Origin of the sequence: Sphingomonas montana, from assembly GCF_001956315.1 — a bacterium.
GTDB lineage: Bacteria > Pseudomonadota > Alphaproteobacteria > Sphingomonadales > Sphingomonadaceae > Sphingomonas_R > Sphingomonas_R montana.
On the sequence record NZ_KV887143.1, the window covers coordinates 157,956 to 178,829 of the forward strand.

20 protein-coding genes, 1 tRNA gene and 1 pseudogene are annotated in these 20,874 nt (G+C 69.8%); 12 read left to right on the plus strand and 10 right to left on the minus strand.

What is annotated here, in order from left to right; genetic code table 11:
• Nucleotides 1–39 precede the first annotated feature (39 nt).
• Nucleotides 40–663, minus strand: a complete 624-nt coding sequence (locus BKY59_RS04225) for an ankyrin repeat domain-containing protein (protein ID WP_076068841.1) — start codon at nt 661–663, stop codon at nt 40–42.
• A gap of 53 nt (nt 664–716) precedes the next feature.
• Between BKY59_RS04225 and BKY59_RS04230 the strand changes: the two genes are divergently transcribed.
• The 4 genes from BKY59_RS04230 (at nt 717) to BKY59_RS04245 (ending at nt 3,069) form a co-directional block, all read left to right on the plus strand.
• Nucleotides 717–1,325, plus strand: a complete 609-nt coding sequence (locus BKY59_RS04230; RefSeq protein WP_076068994.1) for an SCO family protein — start codon at nt 717–719, stop codon at nt 1,323–1,325.
• Nucleotides 1,322–1,765, plus strand: coding sequence for a YcgN family cysteine cluster protein (locus BKY59_RS04235; RefSeq protein WP_076068842.1), 444 nt, complete (start codon nt 1,322–1,324; stop codon nt 1,763–1,765). Before BKY59_RS04230 ends, BKY59_RS04235 begins: the two co-directional genes overlap by 4 nt.
• A 3-nt stretch (nt 1,766–1,768) precedes the next feature.
• Nucleotides 1,769–2,197, plus strand: a complete 429-nt coding sequence (locus tag BKY59_RS04240) for a hypothetical protein (protein WP_076068843.1) — start codon at nt 1,769–1,771, stop codon at nt 2,195–2,197.
• A 152-nt stretch (nt 2,198–2,349) separates the two neighbouring features.
• Nucleotides 2,350–3,069 (plus strand): YgjP-like metallopeptidase domain-containing protein, encoded by a 720-nt coding sequence (locus BKY59_RS04245; RefSeq protein WP_076068844.1) that lies wholly within the window; start codon nt 2,350–2,352, stop codon nt 3,067–3,069.
• Between the two features lie 9 nt (nt 3,070–3,078).
• Here BKY59_RS04245 and BKY59_RS04250 read toward each other — a convergent pair whose 3' ends face one another.
• From BKY59_RS04250 to BKY59_RS04270, 5 genes are all read right to left on the minus strand, one after another.
• A complete protein-coding gene (locus BKY59_RS04250; protein WP_076068845.1) occupies nt 3,079–5,181 on the minus strand; it encodes a transglycosylase domain-containing protein in 2,103 nt (700 codons plus the stop codon).
• Nucleotides 5,182–5,299: 118 nt separating this feature from the next.
• Entirely contained in the window at nt 5,300–5,698 is a 399-nt protein-coding gene (gene msrB, locus BKY59_RS04255; RefSeq protein ID WP_076068846.1) for a peptide-methionine (R)-S-oxide reductase MsrB, read from the minus strand.
• A gap of 45 nt (nt 5,699–5,743) precedes the next feature.
• Nucleotides 5,744–6,808, minus strand: coding sequence for an FAD-dependent monooxygenase (locus BKY59_RS04260; RefSeq protein ID WP_129586189.1), 1,065 nt, complete (start codon nt 6,806–6,808; stop codon nt 5,744–5,746).
• Nucleotides 6,805–7,497 carry a methyltransferase domain-containing protein gene (locus BKY59_RS04265; RefSeq protein ID WP_076068847.1) on the minus strand — a complete coding sequence of 231 codons (693 nt, stop codon included), beginning with the start codon at nt 7,495–7,497 and terminating at the stop codon, nt 6,805–6,807. The genes BKY59_RS04260 and BKY59_RS04265 overlap by 4 nt, the downstream gene beginning before the upstream one ends.
• Complete coding sequence (locus BKY59_RS04270) at nt 7,494–8,576, minus strand: type III polyketide synthase (RefSeq protein ID WP_076068848.1); 1,083 nt, start codon at nt 8,574–8,576, stop codon at nt 7,494–7,496. The genes BKY59_RS04265 and BKY59_RS04270 overlap by 4 nt, the downstream gene beginning before the upstream one ends.
• 111 nt (nt 8,577–8,687) lie before the next feature.
• Here BKY59_RS04270 and BKY59_RS04275 point away from each other — a divergent pair, with 111 nt between their 5' ends.
• Nucleotides 8,688–9,866 (plus strand): BaiN/RdsA family NAD(P)/FAD-dependent oxidoreductase, encoded by a 1,179-nt coding sequence (locus BKY59_RS04275; protein WP_076068849.1) that lies wholly within the window; start codon nt 8,688–8,690, stop codon nt 9,864–9,866.
• A gap of 35 nt (nt 9,867–9,901) precedes the next feature.
• Nucleotides 9,902–11,593 carry a DEAD/DEAH box helicase gene (locus BKY59_RS04280; protein ID WP_076068850.1) on the plus strand — a complete coding sequence of 564 codons (1,692 nt, stop codon included), beginning with the start codon at nt 9,902–9,904 and terminating at the stop codon, nt 11,591–11,593.
• Nucleotides 11,594–11,793: 200 nt separating this feature from the next.
• Here BKY59_RS04280 and BKY59_RS04285 read toward each other — a convergent pair.
• Nucleotides 11,794–11,879: transfer RNA gene (locus BKY59_RS04285), tRNA-Leu, on the minus strand.
• Nucleotides 11,880–12,040: 161 nt separating this feature from the next.
• Between BKY59_RS04285 and BKY59_RS04290 the strand changes: the two genes are divergently transcribed.
• Complete coding sequence (locus tag BKY59_RS04290; protein WP_076068851.1) at nt 12,041–13,423, plus strand: MATE family efflux transporter; 1,383 nt, start codon at nt 12,041–12,043, stop codon at nt 13,421–13,423.
• On the opposite strand, the gene BKY59_RS04295 is transcribed toward BKY59_RS04290, so the two are convergent.
• Together BKY59_RS04295 and BKY59_RS18295 are read right to left on the minus strand one after the other, a co-directional pair.
• On the minus strand, nt 13,389–13,970 hold the full coding sequence (locus BKY59_RS04295) for a hypothetical protein (protein WP_240499959.1): 582 nt from the start codon (nt 13,968–13,970) through the stop codon (nt 13,389–13,391). The two genes, BKY59_RS04290 and BKY59_RS04295, sit on opposite strands and share 35 nt — an antisense overlap.
• A 177-nt stretch (nt 13,971–14,147) precedes the next feature.
• Nucleotides 14,148–14,396, minus strand: a pseudogene (locus BKY59_RS18295) (hypothetical protein); the annotation flags it as partial.
• Here BKY59_RS18295 and ftsE point away from each other — a divergent pair.
• The 5 genes from ftsE (at nt 14,386) to BKY59_RS04320 (ending at nt 18,673) form a co-directional block, all read left to right on the plus strand.
• Nucleotides 14,386–15,102: a cell division ATP-binding protein FtsE gene (gene ftsE / locus BKY59_RS04300; RefSeq protein ID WP_076068853.1), complete on the plus strand. Its 717-nt coding sequence runs from the start codon at nt 14,386–14,388 to the stop codon at nt 15,100–15,102. The pseudogene BKY59_RS18295 and the gene ftsE sit on opposite strands and share 11 nt — an antisense overlap.
• Complete coding sequence (locus tag BKY59_RS04305) at nt 15,099–15,995, plus strand: cell division protein FtsX (protein ID WP_076068854.1); 897 nt, start codon at nt 15,099–15,101, stop codon at nt 15,993–15,995. Before ftsE ends, BKY59_RS04305 begins: the two co-directional genes overlap by 4 nt.
• 10 nt (nt 15,996–16,005) lie before the next feature.
• The gene (locus BKY59_RS04310) at nt 16,006–16,548 is read left to right on the plus strand and encodes a YdcF family protein (protein WP_076068855.1); all 543 of its coding nucleotides are present in this window, start codon (nt 16,006–16,008) and stop codon (nt 16,546–16,548) included.
• Between the two features lie 200 nt (nt 16,549–16,748).
• Nucleotides 16,749–17,447: a lysophospholipid acyltransferase family protein gene (locus tag BKY59_RS04315; RefSeq protein WP_076068856.1), complete on the plus strand. Its 699-nt coding sequence runs from the start codon at nt 16,749–16,751 to the stop codon at nt 17,445–17,447.
• A gap of 77 nt (nt 17,448–17,524) precedes the next feature.
• Nucleotides 17,525–18,673: a serine hydrolase domain-containing protein gene (locus BKY59_RS04320; protein WP_129586190.1), complete on the plus strand. Its 1,149-nt coding sequence runs from the start codon at nt 17,525–17,527 to the stop codon at nt 18,671–18,673.
• Nucleotides 18,674–18,846: 173 nt separating this feature from the next.
• Here BKY59_RS04320 and BKY59_RS04325 read toward each other — a convergent pair whose 3' ends face one another.
• A complete protein-coding gene (locus BKY59_RS04325) occupies nt 18,847–20,796 on the minus strand; it encodes a CocE/NonD family hydrolase (protein ID WP_076068858.1) in 1,950 nt (649 codons plus the stop codon).
• Nucleotides 20,797–20,874 lie beyond the last annotated feature (78 nt).

Below are 20,874 nucleotides of genomic sequence, written 5' to 3' on the forward strand. Positions count from 1 at the left end.
AACGGACCGGAGGGTCATTCTACATGATATGGTCAGACCTCAGTGGGCGACGGGGCCCATGACCGGACGGACGGCCTTTGCCGGCTTGGCCTCGTCCAGGATCTTGAGCAAGGCGATGCCCCGGCTGTCCTGCGCCGCATAGTCGCGGGCCGTCTTCCCGGCGATGCGATCGGGCCGGGTCGGATCGGCGCCGTTGGTGATGAGCAGCCGGGTCAGCACCGGATCGCGCGCCTGGACGGCGAGGATGATCGGCGTCTCGCCACGCGTGTTGAACGCGTTGACCGCCGCGCCCTCTGCCAGCAGCGCACGCGCACCGTCGACATAGGCCATTTGCGACGCCAGCAGCAGCGGTGTGTTGCCTTCGCGATCGCGGATATCGACGGTGGCGCCTTTTGCGAGCAGGTAGCCCAGCCATCCGCTGTCGCGCCGCTTGACGAGGATGTGGAGCGCCGCCTCCCCCGTAGACGTGTCCTTGGTGTTCAGGACCAGTGATCCGGGTCGCTCGACCGCGTCGGCGACCTTGGGTCCATCGCGGTCGCGCACCGCCTTGAGGAAGCTGAAACTGTCGGTGAATTGCGCGGTGGCGGGCGCCGCGAGCCCGGCCAGCGCGAAGAGCATCGCGGCCGTCATGGCCATCGTGCGCTTGTTACCCGTCATCCGCATCCCCAATTCCCCATGTGATGCCCAAATCCTTGATCCTGCCTTCATATCGCAGCATGGCTGGCCCCGCCATGAACAAGACGTCCGTATTCCCAGCGATGCTGATCGCACTCTCGCTGACGCTGGGTGCATGCGGTTCCGCGCCGACGGCGGAAGCGCCGCTGGCCGGTGCCGCGATCGGCGGGGCGTTCGCGCTGACCGACCAGGACGGCCGTGCGGTGACCGACGCCAGCTATGCGGACAAGTACCGCATCATGTATTTCGGCTACACCTATTGCCCGGACGTCTGCCCGCTGGACGTGCAGAAGATGATGGCCGGGTATCGCATGTTCGCGAAGAAGGACGCTGCGCGAGCGGCGAGGGTACAGCCGATCTTCGTGTCGGTCGATCCGGCCCGCGACACGCCGGCGGTGGTGAAGCAGTTCGTGAGCGCGTTCGGCGCACCGCTCGTCGGGCTGACCGGTACCGCCGCGCAGATTGCGACGGTCGCGAAACGCTATGCCGTCAGTTACGGAAAGCAGCCTGGCCCGCGGCCCGACGCCTATCTGATGAACCACAGCCGGATGGCGGTGCTGTTCGCGCCGGACGGCAAGCCCGTCGCGTTGCTGCGTGCGGACGAGGGGGCCGATGCGGTGGCCTCCGACCTCGATCGCTGGGTGGCATGACCGACGCGTCGCGCCCGTTCTGGGAAACCGTCCCGCTGACCAAAATGAGCCGGGCGCAATGGGAATCGCTGTGCGACGGCTGCGGCAAATGCTGCATCCACAAGCTGGAGGACGAGGAAACGGGCGAGGTGCTGCCGACCAACGTCGCGTGCCGGCTGCTCGACCGGCGATCGGGGCAGTGCAGCGACTATAAGCGGCGACATGCCTTCGTGCCGGAATGCGTGCGGTTGACCCCGTCGAAACTCGATCAGCTTGACTGGCTGCCGTCGACCTGTGCGTACCGGCTGATCCGCGACGGCGCGCCGCTTTTCGACTGGCACCACCTGATATCGGGCGACCGGGAGGCGGTGCACCGGGCCGGCATTTCGGTGCGTGGCTGGACGGTGTCGGAGGACGATGTCGGCGATCTGGAAAACCACATCGTCGACCGCGACCTGTAGCCCGTGGCGGGACCCCGGCTGCACCGGGTGATGCTGGTGGTGTCGTTTTCCGCCGGTAGCGGTGCCGCGGCGGGGCAGACCATGACGTCGGCGGCGGCGATGGCGCGGGCGCGGACGATGACCGGGATAGCCGAACCCTGCCGCCGCGGAGGACAGCCCGATACGATCACGGTCTGTGGCCGGCGCCGCGAGGATCCGTTCCGCATTCCCGGCGTGATTCGTGCGGAGCCGAAACCCCGCAAGGCGGGTGCCGCGACGGCATGGGGCACCCGCAATGTGGACCTCGAGGAAGCGGCGCGCGGTGGGCGGGCGGGCAGCAGTTCACCGGACGGATCGGGTGGGCAGAGCGGCTGGGCCAAGCAGCTGCGCCGCGAATGGGAAGCGGAGCGGCAGGCGATCGAGGCACGGCGCGAGACCCCGCCGGAGCGGTAGACGGAGAGAATCGTGGTGATCGAAGGCATCGCATCAGGCAGCGGCTACCCCCTCATCCCTGCCCCCTTCCCCAGGGCGGAGAGGTGGTCGTGGTCATGGTCGACCGCGAAGAAGCTGTTCGCCCGGGCGGTGATCCGTTCTAGACAGCGGGCGTGAGCCTCTTCTCCCGCCCCGTTCCCGCAGTCCCGTCGTTCGGCGGCCTGCCGCTGGTGGTGCGGCGCATGACGCAGGCCAAGGTGATGCGGTTGCGGATCGACCCGCGCGACCGTTCGGTTCGGTTGACCATGCCCGCGCGGGGGCCGCTGAAGCCGGCGCTGGCCTGGGTCGAGAGCAAGCGGGACTGGATCGAGGCCCAGCTGGCGGCGATACCGGATGGGGCCGCAATCGGACCCGGGGCGACGATACCCTATGAGGACGGCGCATTGCCGGTGCTCTGGTCCGCCGACGGGCCGCGCACGCCGCGCCGGGCGGCGGACGGGCTGCAGCTGGGTGGGCCGGTGGAACTGGTCGGGCGGCGCGTGCTTCGCTGGCTGGCGGCGGAGGCTGGCCGCGTGCTGGATGCCGAGACGCGCGAATATGCCGCGCTGGCGGGTGTTACGGTCGGGTCGGTCGGGATCGGCGATGCGCGATCGCGGTGGGGCAGTTGTTCGACGGGCGGCGACATCCGGTACAGCTGGCGGCTGATCCTGGCCCCGCCCGCGGTGCGCCGGGCGACCGTGGCGCACGAAGTGGCCCATCGTATCCACATGGATCACAGCCCGGCCTTCCACGCAGCGGTCGCGCGGCTATACGGGCGCGACCCGCGGGTCGAACGGGACTGGTTGCGGCGCAACGGGGCCGTCATCCAGGCCTATGGCCGGCAGAACGCCTGACGGGGCGGGTTACTGTTCCTCGTCGCGGGGGACGCGTTCGGGGCGGGGGCGGCGTTCCGACCGGTCGCCGCGGGTCAGGACGCCGTCCAGCCATTGCTGGTCGAGCGCAGGTGCGGCTTCGTCCGGGGCCTGTTCGGCGGGCGGGCGCGGCGCATCGTCCGGCAACCGGGGTGCGGGCGGCGCGATGTCGACGGGCGCGGTGGACGTGCCGTCCTGATCGACGAAATTCTGGTCGGGTTCGCCGAAATACGCTTCCTCGTCGGGTTCCAGCTGCCATTCGGGCAGGGTGACGTCGGTGTCGAAGCCGGGATCGGGCCGATTGGCGACGGCCTGCCGCATGAAGGCGGCAAAGGCGGCGGCTGGCGCGCGCCCACCCTGCAGCCCGCCGACGGGCTTGGCATCGTCTCGCCCCATCCAGACGCCCGTGGTCAGCCCGCTGGAGAAGCCGAGGAACCAGCCGTCCTTGTTGGACGAGGTCGTGCCCGTCTTGCCCGCGACCGGGCGGCCGATCTGCGCGGCACGACCGGAACCGGTATTGACCGCGGTCTGGAGCAGGTCGGTCATCTGGGCCGCGACCTGCGGTGCCACCAGGACACGGGCATCGTCCGCGCGATGTTCGTACAACACCTCCTGCGTGCCCTGCTGCACCACGCGCAGGATGCCGTAGGGCATGACCGCGACGCCGCCGCTACCGACCGAGGCGAAGGCGCGGGTCATGTCGATCAGCCGGACGTTGGACGAGCCGAGCACCATGGCAGGGTGGGTGTTGATCGGCGTGGTGACACCGAACCGGCGCGCCATGTCGGCTACGGTATCGAACCCGACCTGTTGCCCGAGGCGCGCGGCCACCGTATTGATCGAGAAGGCGAAGGCGGTGCGCAGGTCGATCCGGCCGGAGAAGCGGCGCGATGCGTTGCGCGGGCTCCACCCGTCGATGGTCACCGGTTCGTCCACCACCGGGCTGGCCGGGGTCAGCCCCGATTCGAGCGCCGCCAGATAGACGAACAGCTTGAATGCCGACCCCGGCTGGCGTTCGGCCTGCGTCGCGCGGTTGTAGATGGAGGAGACATAATCCTTGCCGCCGACCATCGCGCGGACGGCGCCGTCGCGGTCGAGCGAGACGAGCGCCGCCTGCAGCCCGGCAGGCGTGTTGGCGCGGATCGCGTTGTCGGCGTCGCGTTGCATGCCGAGGTCGAGCGTGGTGTAGACGTCGATCGGCGCGGTCGTCTCGTCGATCAGCGTGTCGAGCTGGCCCAGCGCCCAGTCGGTGAAGTAGCGTACGCTGTTGCGTTTCGGCTCGGGTGCCAGCTTCACGTCGGCGGGATCGGTGTTTGCCAGTTCGGTGTAGCTGATCTTGCCGGCGTCGCGCATGACGGACAGTACGACGCGCGCGCGATCGACCGACGCCTGCGCGTCGGCACTGGGAGAGTAGTTGGAGGGCGCCTTGAACAGGCCGGCGAGGATCGCGGCCTCGCCCAGGCTGAGCCGCGTGCCGGAATGGCCGTAGAACTTACGCGATGCGGCATCGATGCCGTAGGCGCCGCCACCGAAATAGACACGGTTGAGGTAGAGTTCGAGGATCTGACGCTTCGAGAATTTCCATTCCATCGCCATCGACAGGATGATCTCGCGCAGCTTGCGGGCGGCCGTCCGGCTGTTGGTGAGGAAGATGTTGCGGGTGATCTGCTGCGTGATGGTCGATGCGCCCTGAAGACGGCGGCCGGTGCCGCGCCGTTCCCAGGCGGTCTTGGCGGAGCGCGCCATGCCGATCGGATCGATGCCGGGATGGCGGTAGAAGCGGCGATCCTCCACCGCGATGACCGCGTCCTGCATGACCGCCGGGACAGCATCGATCGCGATCCACTCGCCGGGGGCAGGGCCCATGTTGACGATCTGGGTGCCGTCCGCTGCCAGCACGCGGATCGACTGGCCGTTGGGGCTGAGTTTCAGTTCGTCATAGCCGGGCAGCGATGCGACCGCGATCAGGACCGCGATGAACGTGCCGACCATCCCGGCTATGCCGGCCGCGACCAGCCATTTGACGATCGTCCCGAACCGCTTGCCGCGGCGGGGTTCGGGATTGGCGGCGGGGGAGCTGGGGGAGCGTGCCATCTATGGTCCGTCGGATTAGACGGGTTGCGATGGCGCGACAAGCGGGGACCGGCGGGACGGTGGGTAACGGGGGCTGGCTCGTTTCTTGGGTGATCCCGGCTTTCGCCGGGATGGTCGATCAGTCCTCGCGCGGCTCGAACGCGAGCGCGGCCGAGTTCATGCAGTAGCGCAGGCCGGTCTCGCCGGGGCCGTCGGGGAATACGTGGCCGAGATGCCCTTCGCACGCGGCACAGCGGACTTCGGTCCGGACCATGCCGTGGGCACGGTCGACATGTTCGTCGACGGCACCGTCTTCGGCCGGCGCGGTGAAGCTGGGCCAGCCGCTGCCGGAATCATATTTTTGCGCGCTGTCGAACAGAAGCGTGCCGCAGGCGGCGCAATGATATTCGCCGGGCGCCTTGTTGTCGTTCAGCGGGCCGGTGAAGGCGCGTTCGGTGCCGGCCTGGCGCAGCACCTGATACTGTTCCGGGGACAAAGTGGCGCGCCACTCGGCGTCGGTTTTCTCGATTTTTTCCATGACCGGAATTTGGGTAGCGCGCGCCAGTCCGTCAATGGCGCTCCGTCAATGGCCGATGCGGGTGGCGCGTGCAGCGATGCGGGCGATGCCGGGCAGGGCCGCGAGTAGCCCGGTCATCGGCCCGCGCCAGCGCGAATGTTCCGCCATGTGACGGATCGTGGAGGCGACGAGCAGCGGGCGGCGCGACCGGGCGGCGAAGTCGCGTTGCCACGCTTGGGCGCCGGCGGGTCCGGTCCTGAGATAGGCGCGGGCCGCCGATGCGCCGCTGGCGAGTGCGATCGCGACGCCATCCCCCGCGAGCGAGGCGATGACGGCGGCCTGGTCGCCCAGCCGGAAAAGGTTGGGTTCGGTTTTGCCGGTGCGCCAGCCATAGGGGACGCCGGCGATGGCGACCCAGTCCCGCGCGGTGGCGGCGCGGTCGGCGAGCAGCGGGGCGTCGCGGGCGATCTCGGCCAGCAGCGCGTCGACGCCGCCGGGGCCGATGCGGTCGGCACTGGCGGACAGGCAGAAATTGGCGCGGCCGTCCTCCTGCAGCAGGATGCCGGCATAGCCGCCGTCGAAGGCGTGCAGTTCGATCATGCCGGTGAGCGTTGCGGTGAGCTTGGGCGAGACCGGGAGCGCGGTGCGGAAACCGATCGAGGGGGCGAGGGGCCGCGGGCGGGCAAGGCCGCGCAGGTCGTGCTTGCCGGTGGCGAGAAACAGCGCGTCGCCGGTCGCGGTGTCACCGTCGCGGAGGCGGAGCGTGGTGCCGGTCGCGTCGCGGATCGTGATGCCACGGTCGATGCGGGTCCTGGCGGTTGCGGCGGCAGCGAGCAATGCTTCGTCAAGGATGCGGCGCGACAGGCCGGCGGCGGGGTGTGGCAGCGCGGTTTCGACGATACGGCCGCCGGCGATCACGCGGACGCGGGTGATGGGGTGCGCGCCAAGTGCGGCGGGGTCGATGCCCAGCACGCGAAGGCTGGCGAGCGCGTCCCAGCCGAGGAAGGCGCCGCAGACGACGTCATGGGGCTCGGTGCTGCGCTCGAGCAACCGGGGGGAGGCACCGCCGCGGGCGAGCAGGATGGCGGCGGCCGCACCGGCGGGGCCGCCGCCGGCAATCAGCGGGGTCATCGCAACCGTTCCACGCAGAGCCGGAACGGGAAGCGCCGCACGACCTGTGCCGCGGGGCCGATGCCGGCGTCGGCGAGGATCGCGTGCCATTCCGCCGGGCGGAAAGCACGCGCGATCGAAAGCCGGCCATCGGCGCGGACGATCGGATGCCAGCGCATGACGGTTGCGAGCAGCGGGTAGCCGGCGTGGGCGAAGCGGTGGCGGTGGAGGTCGTTGACGATCCAGCCGGCGGCGGCTTCGGCCTCCATGAAGCGCAGGAAGGCGCGGAGTTGCGGCGCGGTCATGTGGTGCGCGACCAGGCTGGAGGCGACGATGTCGAAGCCGGCACCGGCAAGGTCCGCATAGTCGCCGGTGCGGTAGTCAATGGTCATGTCCGCGGGTGTCGCGGCGTGCGCGGCGGCGGCACTGTTGGGGTTGAGGTCGATCCCGACGAGGTCCGCGACGATCCCGCGCTTCGCCGCCCAGCGTGCGATGGCGCGGAGCATGTCGCCCTCGCCGTAGCCGACGTCGAGCAGGCGGAAGCGTTTGCGCGTGCCGACCGCGCGGGCAAGGAAATCGAGCGTCGGGCGGCGCGCCATCGTGACAGTGTTGACGTTGGCGAGATCGGCCAGGACCGCGCGATAGTCCGCTTGCGGCAGGTCGGGCGCGTCCATCGCCTCCTCGGCCGTGCTGCGGACCGCAAGGTTCATGCGCGGTGGAACCGGAAACCGTCGGCGGCGAGGCCAGGGCCGAACGCGACTGCGAGGCCATTGCGCGCGTGGGGCCGGTCAAGCAGGTCGGCCAGTACGAACATCAGCGTGGCCGACGACATGTTGCCGTAGCGCCGCAGGACGGAGCGTGAGGCGTCGAGCGCGTGGCGGTCCAGCCCGAGCGCGCCTTCCACCGCGTCGAGGATCGATCGGCCGCCGGCATGAACCGCCCAGGCGTCGATCGCGGCGACCCCGTCGGGGAACAGCCGGTCGCGGAAGACGGGGTCGGTCAGCGCGCGGCCGATATGGCCGGGGACCTCGCCCGACAGGTGCATCGCGAAGCCGGTATCGCCGATCGCCCAGCGGATGAGGTGCGCGGTGTCGGGCAGGGTGGCGGCGAACGGTCGTTCGATCGCGAAGCCGCCTGGGTCCGCGGTGACGAGCGCGGCGGCGGCACCGTCGCCGAACTGCAGCATGGCGAGCAAGGGTTCGAGCTCGCCCGCGGGTTGCAGGTGGAGCGTGGAAAGCTCGACCGTGACGACCAGCACGCGTGCCGTGGGCTCGGACCGGACGATGTGGTGCGCAGTGCGCAGCGCCACGATCGCGGCATAGCAGCCCATGAACCCGACAAGCGTGCGCTCAACCGCGGGATCGAGTCCGAGCCGGTCGGCCAGGATCTGGTCGAGGCCGGGCGCCATGAAGCCGGTGCAGCTGGCCACGACGAGATGCGTGATCGCGCCGAGCGAAGTCTTGTCGGCCAGCGCACCCACGGCGGCGAGGGCGAGCGGCGGGGCGGTTTCCGCATAGATCGCCATCCGTGCCGACGTCGGCGGCAGCGGATCGACCGCGTAGAAGCCGCCGTCCGCGACCGGCGACCCGCCGGTTGGGGTGGGCGGCAGCACGGACCAACGCGCCGCGATGCCAGCGCGCTGATCCATTCGGCGGAACAGCGCGGCCGCGCGACGGTCGCTGCCCTGGCCCTCAAGCCGCGCCGTCGCCCAGTCGACAAAGGCGCGATGGATGTCATGGGACGGGACGGCGGTGCCGATCGCGTGGATATGGGCGGTGGACGGCGGCACGCGGGCTCCCGGTTGGTCGGATACGAATGCTAATACGGATCGCGCGGCCTGTCGGTTCAAATATGACGTGACGATGTGGACAATCGGCCCGACCAAGCGTCAAGGGAGCGCATGGCAACCGAACGATATGACGCGATCGTACTGGGCGCGGGGGCGGCCGGCATGATGGCGGCGCTGACCGCGGGGCAGCGCGGGCGGCGGGTGGTGGCGATCGACCATGCCGATGCGCCGGGGAAGAAGATCCTGATTTCCGGCGGCGGGCGGTGCAATTTCACCAATATCGGCACGGTGCCCGACCGGTTCGTGTCGAAGAACCCGCATTTCGCGAAGTCCGCCTTGGGCCGATACACGGCCGCGGACTTCATCGCGCTGGTCGATCGGCACGGGATCGCGTGGCACGAAAAGACGTTGGGGCAGCTGTTCTGCGACGGCAAGGCGCATCAGATCGTCGACATGCTGGCGTACGAGATGCGGGCGGGCGGGGTCGATCTGCGGCTGGGGCACCGGATCGAGTCGGTGACGCGCGACGGGGACTATGTGGTGGTGGCGAACGGGACGCGGTTCTCCGCACCCTCGCTGGTGGTGGCGACGGGCGGCCCGGCGATCCCGCAGATCGGGGCGACCGGCTATGCCTATGACCTTGCGCGGCAGTTCGGGTGCAAGGTGGTGGAGCCGCGGCCGGCGCTGGTGCCGCTGACGCTCGGCGGCGATGCGCTGGCGTTTCGCGGGTTGGCGGGCGTCGCGCTCGATACGGTGGCGAAATGCGGCAAGGCGGCGTTTCGCGAGGCGTCGCTGCTGACGCACAAGGGACTGTCCGGGCCGGCGATCCTGCAGGTGTCGTCCTACTGGCGGCACGGCGACAGCGTGGCCATCGACCTGTTGCCCGAACGCGATGCGACGGCGGCGCTGCTGGAGGCGAAGCGGATGCGGCCGCGGACCGAGCTGCGCCGCGTGCTGGCGGATCTGTTGCCCGATCGGCTGGCGGGGGTGGTGGCGGACGCGCTGGCGATGCCGGGCAACATGGCCGATCAGCCCAATGCGAAGCTGGAGGCGGCGGGGCGGCGGCTGAACGGCTGGGACTTCACGCCGAACGGGACCGAGGGGTTCGCCAAGGCCGAGGTGACGGTGGGCGGGGTCGATACCGCCGGGCTGTCGTCGCGCACGATGGAGGCGAAGGCCGCGCCGGGCCTGTATTTCGTGGGTGAGGCGGTTGACGTGACGGGCTGGCTGGGCGGGTATAATTTCCAGTGGGCGTGGGCGAGTGGATGGAGCGCGGGTTTGGTGCTATAGGACGCGATTACTCCCTTACCCGATCCGGATAACAGATGCCTTTTTCCCAACTGCCCCCCTTGCTGGCGGCGGCGTTGACCGAACGCGGTTACGAAACGCCCACCGCCGTACAGTCCGCCGTGCTGGAGCCAGACGCCGTCGGCCGCGACCTCCTTGTGTCCGCCCAGACCGGGTCCGGCAAGACCATTGCGTTCGGCCTGGCGTTCGCCGCCGAGCTTTTGCAGGGCGAGGAGCGGTTCGGTTACGCCGAGAAGCCGTTGGCGCTGATCGTGGCACCCACGCGCGAACTGGCGTTGCAGGTCGAGCGCGAGCTGAAGTGGCTGTATCTGCAGACCGGCGCGCGGGTCGCATCCTGCGTCGGCGGCATGAACGTGCGGCAGGAGCAGCGCAACCTGGCGCAGGGCGCGCATATCGTGGTCGGCACGCCGGGCCGGCTGCGCGACCATCTGGAGCGTGGCAGCCTGGTGCTGGACGGTCTTCGCGCCGTGGTGCTGGACGAAGCCGACGAGATGCTGGACCTGGGGTTCCGCGACGATATCGAGCAGATTCTCGACACGACGCCGGAGAGCCGCCGCACGCTGCTGTTCTCCGCTACGTTGCCGCGGCCGATCGTCGATCTGGCGCGGCGGTACCAGAAGAACGGCCATCGCATCGAGACGATGGCGCGCGGTGAATCGCACGCCGACATCGACTATATCGCGATGACCGTGGCGCCGGCGGACATCGAACATGCCGTGGTGAACGTGCTGCGCTATCAGGAAGCCCCAGGCGCGCTGGTGTTCTGCGCCACGCGCGACAATGTTCGCCGCATGCACGCCAGCCTGGTCGAACGCGGGTTCGCGGCGGTCGCGCTGTCGGGTGAACTGTCGCAATCGGAACGCAGCCATGCGTTGCAGGCGCTGCGCGACGGCCGGGCGCGGGTGTGCGTTGCCACCGACGTGGCCGCGCGCGGCATCGATCTGCCCGGGCTCGAACTCGTGATCCACGCCGAACTGCCGGTGGGTGCCGATACGTTGCAGCACCGTTCGGGCCGGACCGGCCGCGCCGGGCGCAAGGGCGTCTGCGTGCTGATCGTGCCGTTCCCGCGCAAGCGCCGGGCCGAGGGCATGATGCGGACCGCCAACATCCGCCCACGGTGGGAGAAGGCGCCGACCGCGGACATGATCCGCGAGAAGGACCATGAGCGGCTGGTCGAGACGATCCAGCCCGGCACCGCGGCCGAGGACGATCTGGCGGTCGCACGCGCGCTGCTCGAGAAGCATCCGGCCGAGGACATCGCGGCGGCGCTGGTGCGGTCCTACCGTGCCCGCCTGCCCGAGCCGGAAGACATGTTCGCCGACAGCGACCAGCAGATCGCACAGCGCATGGAAGGGCCGCGCCAGGGGTTCGAGGACACGATCTGGTTCCGGATGGATGTCGGACGCCGCGGCAATGCCGATGCGCGCTGGCTGCTGCCGCTGCTGTGCCGCCGTGGCCACATCACCAAGAGCGAGATCGGTGCGATCCGCATCGGTGATTCGGAAACGGTGTTCGAGGTGCGCCGCGAGGTGGCCGAGCGCTTCGCCGAGGCGCTGCGCCGGACCGCGGGCGGCGAGGACGATGTCGCGATCGAACCGCTGGGCGATCGCCCGCCGCCGCCGCAGACCCGCGTGCGGCGCGGTCCGCCGCCGGGACGTGGCAATGGTGCGCCGAAGTATCAGCCCAAGCCGTATCGCGGGCGCAGCTGAAGACTGCTCCCCCTCCCTTTCAAGGGAGGGGGCCGGGGGGTGGGTGGCGAGCGCAGACTCGCCTGTCGGCCTTCGTGACGCGCGCCGCCGTCTGCGCGGCAGCAACCACCCCCGGCCCCTCCCCTGAAAGGGAGGGGGGAAAAGAAGCCCAGACATAGAAAAGCCGGACTGGGGTGATCCCCGGCCCGGCTTTTCTATGATGGTGCGGTCAAGAAGACTCGAACTTCCACGTCCTTTCGGACACAACGACCTCAACGTTGCGCGTCTACCATTTCGCCATGACCGCACATCAGGGACCTTGTCGCGGCGAACCGCGACGTTGGTAGGCGGCGGTCTCTAGCAGCGGTGCCGGCCGATCGCAACCGCCTTTGGCTGAGGCATTGTCCGGCAAGCGCGACCGGACGCGTGACGCGGGGCGGGGGAGGCTGTACCGAGCGCGGCGTGAGGATGTTCCCGACAGATTGGCAGGATGAGGCCCGGCGACTGACCGCGCTCGCGTGGCCGGTGGCGCTGGGCAGCCTCAACTGGACGTTGATGCACCTGATCGACGTTGCGGTGGTCGGGCGCGCGGGGGTGGACGAGCTGGCGGCATTGGCCGCGAGCAGAAGCGTGACGTTCGTGCTGATCGTGATGGGTCTGGCCGCGCTGGTTGGCGTGCTGGTGTTCACCGCGCGGGCGGACGGCGCGCGAGATCCTGCGCAGACCGGCGGCTGCCTGCGCGTCGGGCTGATCTATGCGGTGCTGCTGGGCGCGGTGCTGGGCGGGACATTGTTGCTGGGGGGCGAGGCGATGCTGCGCGCGGCGGGCGTGGCGCCCGCGCTGGTGCCCGAAGGCGGCGCGGTGGTGCGCGCGATGGCGGCGGCGATGCCGGCGCAGCTGATCCTGATCGCGACCGGATATTTTCTGGAGGGGATCAGCCGACCGGGTCGTGTGACGATCGTCAATCTGGGGATGCTGCCGGCCAATGCGGTGCTCGCCTGGGCATGGGTCGGCGGGCATTTCGGGCTGCCGGCGCTGGGCGCGGTTGGGGCGGCGCACGCGACCGCGACGGTATCCGTCCTGGGCGCGGTCGCGCTGCTGGTGGCGACGTGGACCGTGTCGGACGCCGGGCCGCGCCGGATCCGCGACCTGTCCGTAGCGGCGTGGACCGCCGCGTTGCGCGACGTGCCGAACGTCGCGCGGTTCGGCGTCGTGCCAGCGCTGACGTCCGCGCTGGAACTGATCGGTTTTGCCTGGTTGATCGTGCTGTCGACGCGACTGGGCGATGTGGCGGCGGCAGGGTTCCAGGCGATGTTCTCGCTCCATAACCTGGCGTTCGCCACGGCGCTGGGGTTCGGGTCGGCGGCGGGTGTGCGGGCCGGCAATGCGGTGGGGGCGGGCGTACCGGAACAGGCGGTGCCGCGCACGCTGATCGCGGTCGGGCTGGCAGCACTGGCGATGGGGGGCATGGGCGCGGTCCTGTGGCTGACCGCCACATGGATCGTGCCGCCGCTGTCGGCGCCCGATCCGGCGGCGATCGACATGGGGATCGTGCTGGTCGCGACGCTGGCGCCGTTCATGCTGTTCGACGGAATCCAGCTGGTGCTGGTCTATGCGCTGCGGTCGATGGGGGATCAGGTGGCGGCGGGGCTGAACGGCGTGGTCGCCTATTTCGGGGTGACCGGCGGACTCGGCTGGTGGTTGTATGCGGCGGGCTGGGGCGCGCCGGGGCTGGCGCTGGCATGCGGTGGCGGGATGGTGGCCGCGGCCGCGTTGCAGGGCGCGCGGTTCCTGGTCGTCGCGCGCCGGGTGGCGGTCAGTTCGCGATCGAGTCGACCAACCTCAGGCTGACGCCCGTGGCGCTTTTCGGCACATCTACCGCGGCGCTGTCGAAATCGGCATGTGCGCCGGGTTGCAGGATCCGGACGGGGCGCGAGATCGTCCAGCTATAAACGGTGCGATCCGATCCATCGCGCACCTCCGCGCGAATGTCCGGCACCGTCTGAACGGTATCGGTCGGATTGATGACCCGACCGCTGACCTCCAGCAATATGTTGCCGCTTTCCATCACCCGCCGTTCCCGATTCAATGGCTGGACGTAAAGTTTCTGCGTGCCGCCGGTGCCGATGCCGATGCGATCGGCCATGTCGGTGGGGACGAGCACGAGCAGCGCCGCGATCGCCGCGATCAGCGCCACACCGACCAGCACGGCGATCAGCGTCCAGAGCTTCGCCGGGTTGCGACGCGGGCGGAAGGGCGGCGCATGCGCGAACGGATCGATCCCGCTGCGCGCGGCCAGATCCTCCTCGCCGTAGACGCGGCGGGGCTGCGGCGCTGGCGGCTCGACCAGCGGCGGCGGGGCTTGCGGTGGCGGTGCGACCGGGCGGGGCTGCGGCATGACGGCCGCCGGAATCGGTGGGGTGGAGATGGGCGGAGCAATGGTCGGCGGGGCGGGGGGCTGTGCCGTCGGAACCGGGGCCGGCGGTGCCGGATCGGCGGACGCCATACCGGCTGGCGGTGATTCGAACCAGCTGTGGCGGCAGGCGGCGCAGCGGACCTGCCGGCCCGTGGCCCCGATCGCGGTGTCCGGGACCAGATATCGGGTGGAACAGGCGGGGCAGATGAGGATCATCGGATTCCGGACGGTCTGGCGGCGGGGCGGGGGCGGTGCCCGATCGATAAAGCACCTTGTCCGCATCGCGGCAAGCGCGGCGGGGCGAACAAATGGCGGCGCCGCCGCATTGCCCGGACCGCCGCGGCCGGCTTGCGGAGCGGACCCGCGCCATGCCAAGGCGGACGCGGAAGGGAGGCCGATGGGCAGCATCGTCCGGTTCGAGAATGTCGGCCTGCGTTACGGCGCGGATGGGGGTTCGGACGGCGAGACGCTGTCCGACCTGAATTTCGCGCTTGCGCCGGGGTCCTTCTATTTCCTGACCGGTGCATCCGGCGCGGGCAAGACGTCGCTGTTGCGGCTGCTGTACCTGGCGCAGCGGCCGACGCGCGGCGCGATCCACCTGTTCGACGAGGATATCGTGACGGTGCCGCGCGACCGCTTGCCGGGGTTCCGCCGCCGGATCGGCGTGGTGTTCCAGGATTTCCGGCTGATCCCCTATCTGTCGGTCTATGACAATGTCGCGCTGCCGTTGCGCGTGGCGGGGGTGGAGGAACGCGACTTGGATACGCCGGTGCGCGAGATGCTGGCCTGGGTCGGACTGGCGTCGCGCGCGGACACCCGGCCGGCGACGCTGTCGGGCGGGGAGCAGCAGCGCGTGGCGATCGCGCGTGCGGTGATCGCGCGGCCGGAAATACTGGTGGCGGACGAACCGACCGGCAACGTCGATCCGGAAATGGCCGGGCGGTTGCTGCATCTGTTCGATGCACTGAACCGGTTGGGCACGACGATCGTCGTGGCGACGCACGATATTCACCTGTTGTCGCGCGTGTCGAACGCGCAGACGTTGCGGCTGGAGGGCGGGCGGCTGTCCGATCCGACCGGTGCGCTGCGCTATCCACCGCGGAACAGCGCATGAGGCGGCTGACCGCACTGTTCCCGTCCGTGCGCGCCGCCGACCGGCGGTTGCTGCGGGAAGGGCGGCTGTCCGGGCCGATGCCGTGGGTGCTGGCGGTCATGCTGTTCCTGACGACTCTGGCCGCGGCGGGTGGGCTGGCGCTGGGGCAGGCGGCGCAGCGGATGGGCGGCGGGCTGGAAACCCGCGCCACGGTACAGATCGTGCAAGCCGATGCCGACGCGCGCGAACGGCAGGCGGCGGTGACGCTGACGGCATTGCGCGGCGACCCCGCGGTGCGCAGCGTCGAGCGGGTGGGCGCCGCGGAAATGGCGGCGTTGCTGGAACCCTGGCTGGGTGCGCAGGGCACGGACGACCTGCCGCTGCCCGTCCTGATCGACGTCGGACTGACGCGCGCCGATGCGGTGCCGGACCTGGCACGGACGCTGGCGCGGGTCGCGCCCGATGCGCGGATCGACGATCATCGTGCGGCGCTGGCCCCGGTTTCGCGCCTGATCGGTACGCTGCGGTGGCTGGCGCTGGCGATCGTGCTGTTGATGACGGCGGCGACCGGGTTCGTGGTGGTGCTGGCGGCGGCGTCCGCGCTCGACACGCATCGCGGGACGATCGACGTCATGCACCTGCTGGGCGCGACCGATATCCAGGTGGCCCGGCTGTTCCAGCGGCGGATTGCGCTGGATGCGCTGTTCGCCGGGTTGATCGGGCTGGGGGCGGGCATGCTGGTGCTGACGCTGATCGGGCGGCAGCTGGCTGGGTTGGAATCGGAACTGGTGGGCGCGGTCGCGCTGCCGGCGTGGGGTGGCGGGGTGCTGGTGGCGTTGCCGCTGGCGACCACGCTGCTGGCAGCGGCGGCGGCGCGCTGGACGGTGGTGCGTGCGCTGGGGCGGCTGCTGTGATCGTCCGGCCATGATGGTGCGGCTGGGTGCGCTCGTCCTGCTCGTCTGGGCGCTGGGGTTCGTATGGTTCGCGGTCGCGCTGCCGGGACCGGGGCCGGAGTCGGGGCCAAACGGGCAGACCGACGGGATCGTGGTGGTGACCGGCGGGCCGGGGCGAATCCCGCGCGGGACGGCGTTGCTGCAGGCGGGGCATGCCCGGCGCATGCTGATTTCCGGCGTCGACCGGCGCGTGCGGCCGCGCGACCTGACCGCCGAATATGGCGTGCCGCGGCGCTTGATCGCGTGTTGCATCGATCTGGGCGACGAATCGGTCGATACGCGGAGCAACGCGGACGAGACCGCCGCCTGGGTCGGCCGCCACCGCTATCGCTCGATCCGGCTGGTCACGACCGACTGGCACATGGCGCGCGCGCGGTTCGAACTGGTGCGCGTGCTGGGCCGCGACGTGACGGTCGTGCCGGACGGGGTGCGCAGCGAGCCCGGTTTCCTGGTACTGATGACTGAATATACCAAATATCTGCTGCGGCGGATTTCCGCACCGCTGGGCTATTGAGGGATAGTTGACGGAAGGGAATGTGTCGGTCGCTCTGGGGGTGTCATCTCGGCGGACGCTGGGATCCGGTATCACTATGGTTGAGGCGGCCCCGGACGGAGTGATAATCGATCCTGACGTCCGTCAGGATGACGGGATAGAGGGAGTGACAGGTCCGTCGCCTCATCCTGTGCGGAGCGTTCACCCATGAAAGCCAGTCCATGCCGCTGATCCGATCGATCCTGTTCGCGCTGTTCTTCTATCCGGGATCGGTGGGAGCGGTGACGCTGGCGCTGCTGGTGGCACCGCTCGGCACGCCGGCGGTGCTGAAGGTCAGTCGCGGCTGGGCCTATTGGCATCGCTGGTGCGCACGCTGGCTGCTGAACATCCGGATCCAGGTGGAAGGGACCATCCCGCAGGAACCGACGCTGGTCGCCGCCAAGCACGAGTCGATGTTCGAGACGCTCGAACTCATCATCCTGCTGCCCGACCCGGCGGTGGTGGTGAAGAAGGAACTGAGCGAAATCTTCGGCTGGGGTCGCGCGGCGCGGGCGCACGGAGTGATCCCGGTCGATCGCGACGGATCGGCGACCGCGCTGCGCGTCATGATGCGCGCGGCCAAGGCGGCGGTGACGGCCGGCCGGTCGATCGTGATCTTTCCGGAGGGGACCCGCACCCCGCCCGGCATGCGCGCACCGCTACGCCCCGGGTTCGCCGGTTTGTACCGCACGCTCGGCCTGCCCGTCGTGCCGGTCGCGCTGGACAGCGGCCGGGTCTATCCCAAGGGGTTCGTGAAGCATGCCGGCACGGTGACGTTCCGGTTCGGTCCCCCGATCCCCCCCGGCCAGAAGCGCGAGGCGATCGAGGCGCAGGTGCTGGATGCGATCAATGCATTGAACGGGCCGGTGACCAACGGCTGAGATGGACGTTTCGGCCGTGGCGGGCCGGCGTCGGGTTTGGCATTCTGCAACCCGGATCGATCGGCGGGAGACGGGCCGTGCGAAAGGGTGGTGGGGTCTGGGGGTTGCTGGCGGCGGCATCGTGCGCCGCGATGTCGCTAATGGTGGTCGCGGCACCGAGCGCGGCAGAGGTGCCGCCGAAGGCCGCGATGCCGGACCCGGCGGCGGCAATGGACCGGATGGAGGCAGTGGCGGCGCGGGCCGGGCTGGCAGGCGAGATCGTCCTGGCGGACGTCGACGGGCCGGTCGTGGACCGGGTGCGTGGCGCCGCGGACCGGGCACGCAGCCGGCCGCACCGCGCGGGCGAGCGCTGGCTGTGGGCATCGGTGACCAAGCAGGTGGCCGCCGTGCTGGCGATGCAGCAGGTAGATGCCGGCACTCTGACGCTGGACGGTACGATCCGCCGTTACCTGCCCGACTGGCCGGGGGCGGCGGGGGACGGGATCACGGTCCGCCAGTTGTTGCAGCATCAGTCCGGTCTGCCGAACCCGAACGATACGGCGGAGGACGCGCGGGGCGTGCCGGCCTTCTACACGGAGACAGGCGCACGGATCGGCGACCGCGCGCGTGCCTATGGCCTGTGTGCCGGGGCAGCGCGGACGGCGGCGGGCGCAGGTTTCGCCTACAATAATTGCGATTATCTGGTGCTGGCGGCAATTCTGGAGCGAGTGAGCGGGATGCCGTTCGCGGCGCTGGTGACGGCGCGGATCGGACGGCCACTGGGGCTGCGGACGCTGCGGATGGCACCGGACGGTGCGGCGGCAATCGGATACAGCGCGGGAGGCAAGCCCTATCCGGCGATCAACGTCGCGACATTCGGTGCGGCGGGCGCGCTGACCGGATCCGCACGGGATCTGGCGCTGTTCGATCGGGCGTTGCTGGCGGGGCGGCTGCTGTCGCCGACAAGCCAGGTGACGCTGTGGCAGGGGGACCCGAAGCTGGGATATCAGGCGTTGGGGGCATGGTCATTTCCCGCTCCGCTGGCTGGATGCGCGGGTCCGGTCACGCTGATCGAGCGGCGCGGCGATGTGGCCGGCACACAGGTGCGCAACGTCATCGCGCCCGCGCTGGGCCGGTCGGTCGCGATCTTCATCAACGACGACAGCGTGGACTTCGGCGAGATCTGGCAGGGCAGGGGCCTGTCCCACGCATTGCTGTCCGCGGCGTTCTGCGCGTCGCTGCGGTGAGCGGGGATCGGGTCGGGTTCTCGACCGGCTTGAACCGAACGGGGTTGGGCGTCGATGGCTTTCGAGCGCAGCCTTTGGGGCGATGTCGGCTTCTCGGCTGCGCTCGAAGGGTCCCTCGACTTCGCTCGGGATGGACGGGTCTTGCGCTAGGGCTCCTGTGCGGGTGTCGAGCTTTACCGCATCACGGGTAGCGCGATGTAGCTGGCCTGGCCCGGCGCGTGGTGGATGCGCTGGGTGGCCTTCACATAGTCCGCCGGCTTGGCGTCCATGATGTCGGCGACGAAGGTCTGCGGGTTCCGGTCGTAGAGCGGGAACCAGCTGGACTGGACCTGCACCATGATGCGGTGGCCGGGCAGGAAGACATGATCCGCGTCGGGCAGCGTGACGGCATAGGGAACGACCTGCCCCGCGGGTACGGGCGTCGCCTTCGACGGGTCGTCGCGGTAGCGGGCGCGCAGGACGTCCATCGCCACGGCAAGCTGGTAGCCGCCCATTTCGGGCTTTGCCGGCACGATGTCGGGATAGACGTCGATCAGTTTGACGACCCAGTCGGCATCGGTCCCGCTGGTCGATGCGAACAGATGGGCGACGGCCTGCCCGGCGATCTTGACCGGCGCGGTCAGGACGGGGGTGGAATAGGTCAGCACGTCCGGGCGCCCGGCGGCGAACCGCTGATCGTCGACCAGCCATTGCCGCCATGTGGAGCCGGGCGCCCAGGGCGACATGTTGGGCCGCTGGCGGTAGGTGACCGGCTTGGCCGGGTCGGAGACATATTCGTCATAGCCGGCGGATGCGGCGGGGGCGATCCCGAGTGAGAGGCCGCTGTTCGCGGTCAGGTAGAGCGGCGTCATGCCGGTGGCGCACCCGGTGGCGCAGGCGAGCGGCCAGTCGGCATGGCGCACCCAGCGATTGGTGCCGGTTTCGAACGCGGTGACGGGCGCGATGTCGGCGCGCGGCGCACCTTCCTTCAGGTGGCTGTCGAGGAACGGGATCAGCACGTCCTGCCGGAACGCCCTGCCCGTATCCGACCCCCAGTCGATCGCACCGAGCCGCGATCCGTCGCCATTGCCCTGGCCGTGATGCCAGGGGCCGAGGACGAGATGCGCGTTGCCGCCGCCGTGCGCCTTGGTGGCGGCATAGGCGGCGGGCGCGCCGTAGATATCCTCCTGATCCCACAGGCTGTCGACGAACAGCGTCGGGACGGTGAGCGGTGCCCTGGCCAGCAGCTTGTCGACCGCCTGTTCGGACCAGAAGGCGTCATAGGCAGGATGCTGCATCAGCCGGTTCCAGAAGGGAAGCGCGGTCATGCCCATCGCGCGGCCATAGGCGGCGGGGGAACCATGTGCCATGAAGCTGTCATAGTCGTCGTAGCGCGTCGTGAACCAGGCCGCGTCCGACCCCTTGGTGGCGGTCTGCTTGTAGACGTAGCTCATCATTTCCTGGCGGAACGCGCCGTTGTGGAACCAGTCGTCGCCCTTCCACACGTCCACCATCGGGTTGATCGGCACCGATGCCTTCAATGCGGGGTGGGGGTTGATGAGGCTCATCAGCGCGGTGAAACCGTCGTAGCTGGTGCCGATCGTGCCGACCCGGCCGTTCGATTCGGGAATGTGCTTCACCAGCCAGTCGATCGTGTCGTACGCGTCGGTCGCATGGTCGACGCGGGTCGTGTTCAGCGGACCGCGCAACGGGCGGTTCATGACATAGTCGCCCTGCGACCCGTCCTTGCCGCGCACGTCCTGCCCGACGATGATGTAGCCGGCGCGCGCCAGTTCGGCATAGGCGGGCGACAGATTCTGTTCGATCAGCGGACCGCCGCCGCCGCGGGCCAGCATGCTGTCGGCATTGTACGGCGTGCGATCGAGCATGATCGGACCGCGTTTCACCGCGTTCGGAACGAGGATGACCGTGTGTAGTTTCACCCCGTCGCGCATCGGGATCATGACCGTGCGCTTCACATAGTCGTAGCCCGTCCGGACGGGCATAAACGCCTTGGGCACATCGCCGCCGGGCGGGATCGCGGCGACGGTCGCGACCTTTAAGTCAAGCTGGGCGGTCGCGGGGGCGAGCGCCGTCCCGATCAGCAGGGCGGCGCAAAGCGCCTCGATCGATTTCATGCGCATAGGGGCGGGGTCCTGCAGTCCGGGCTTCGTCGCGCCCAAGGGACAGCAAAGACCCCGCCCTGTCCACCCATCCGCTTG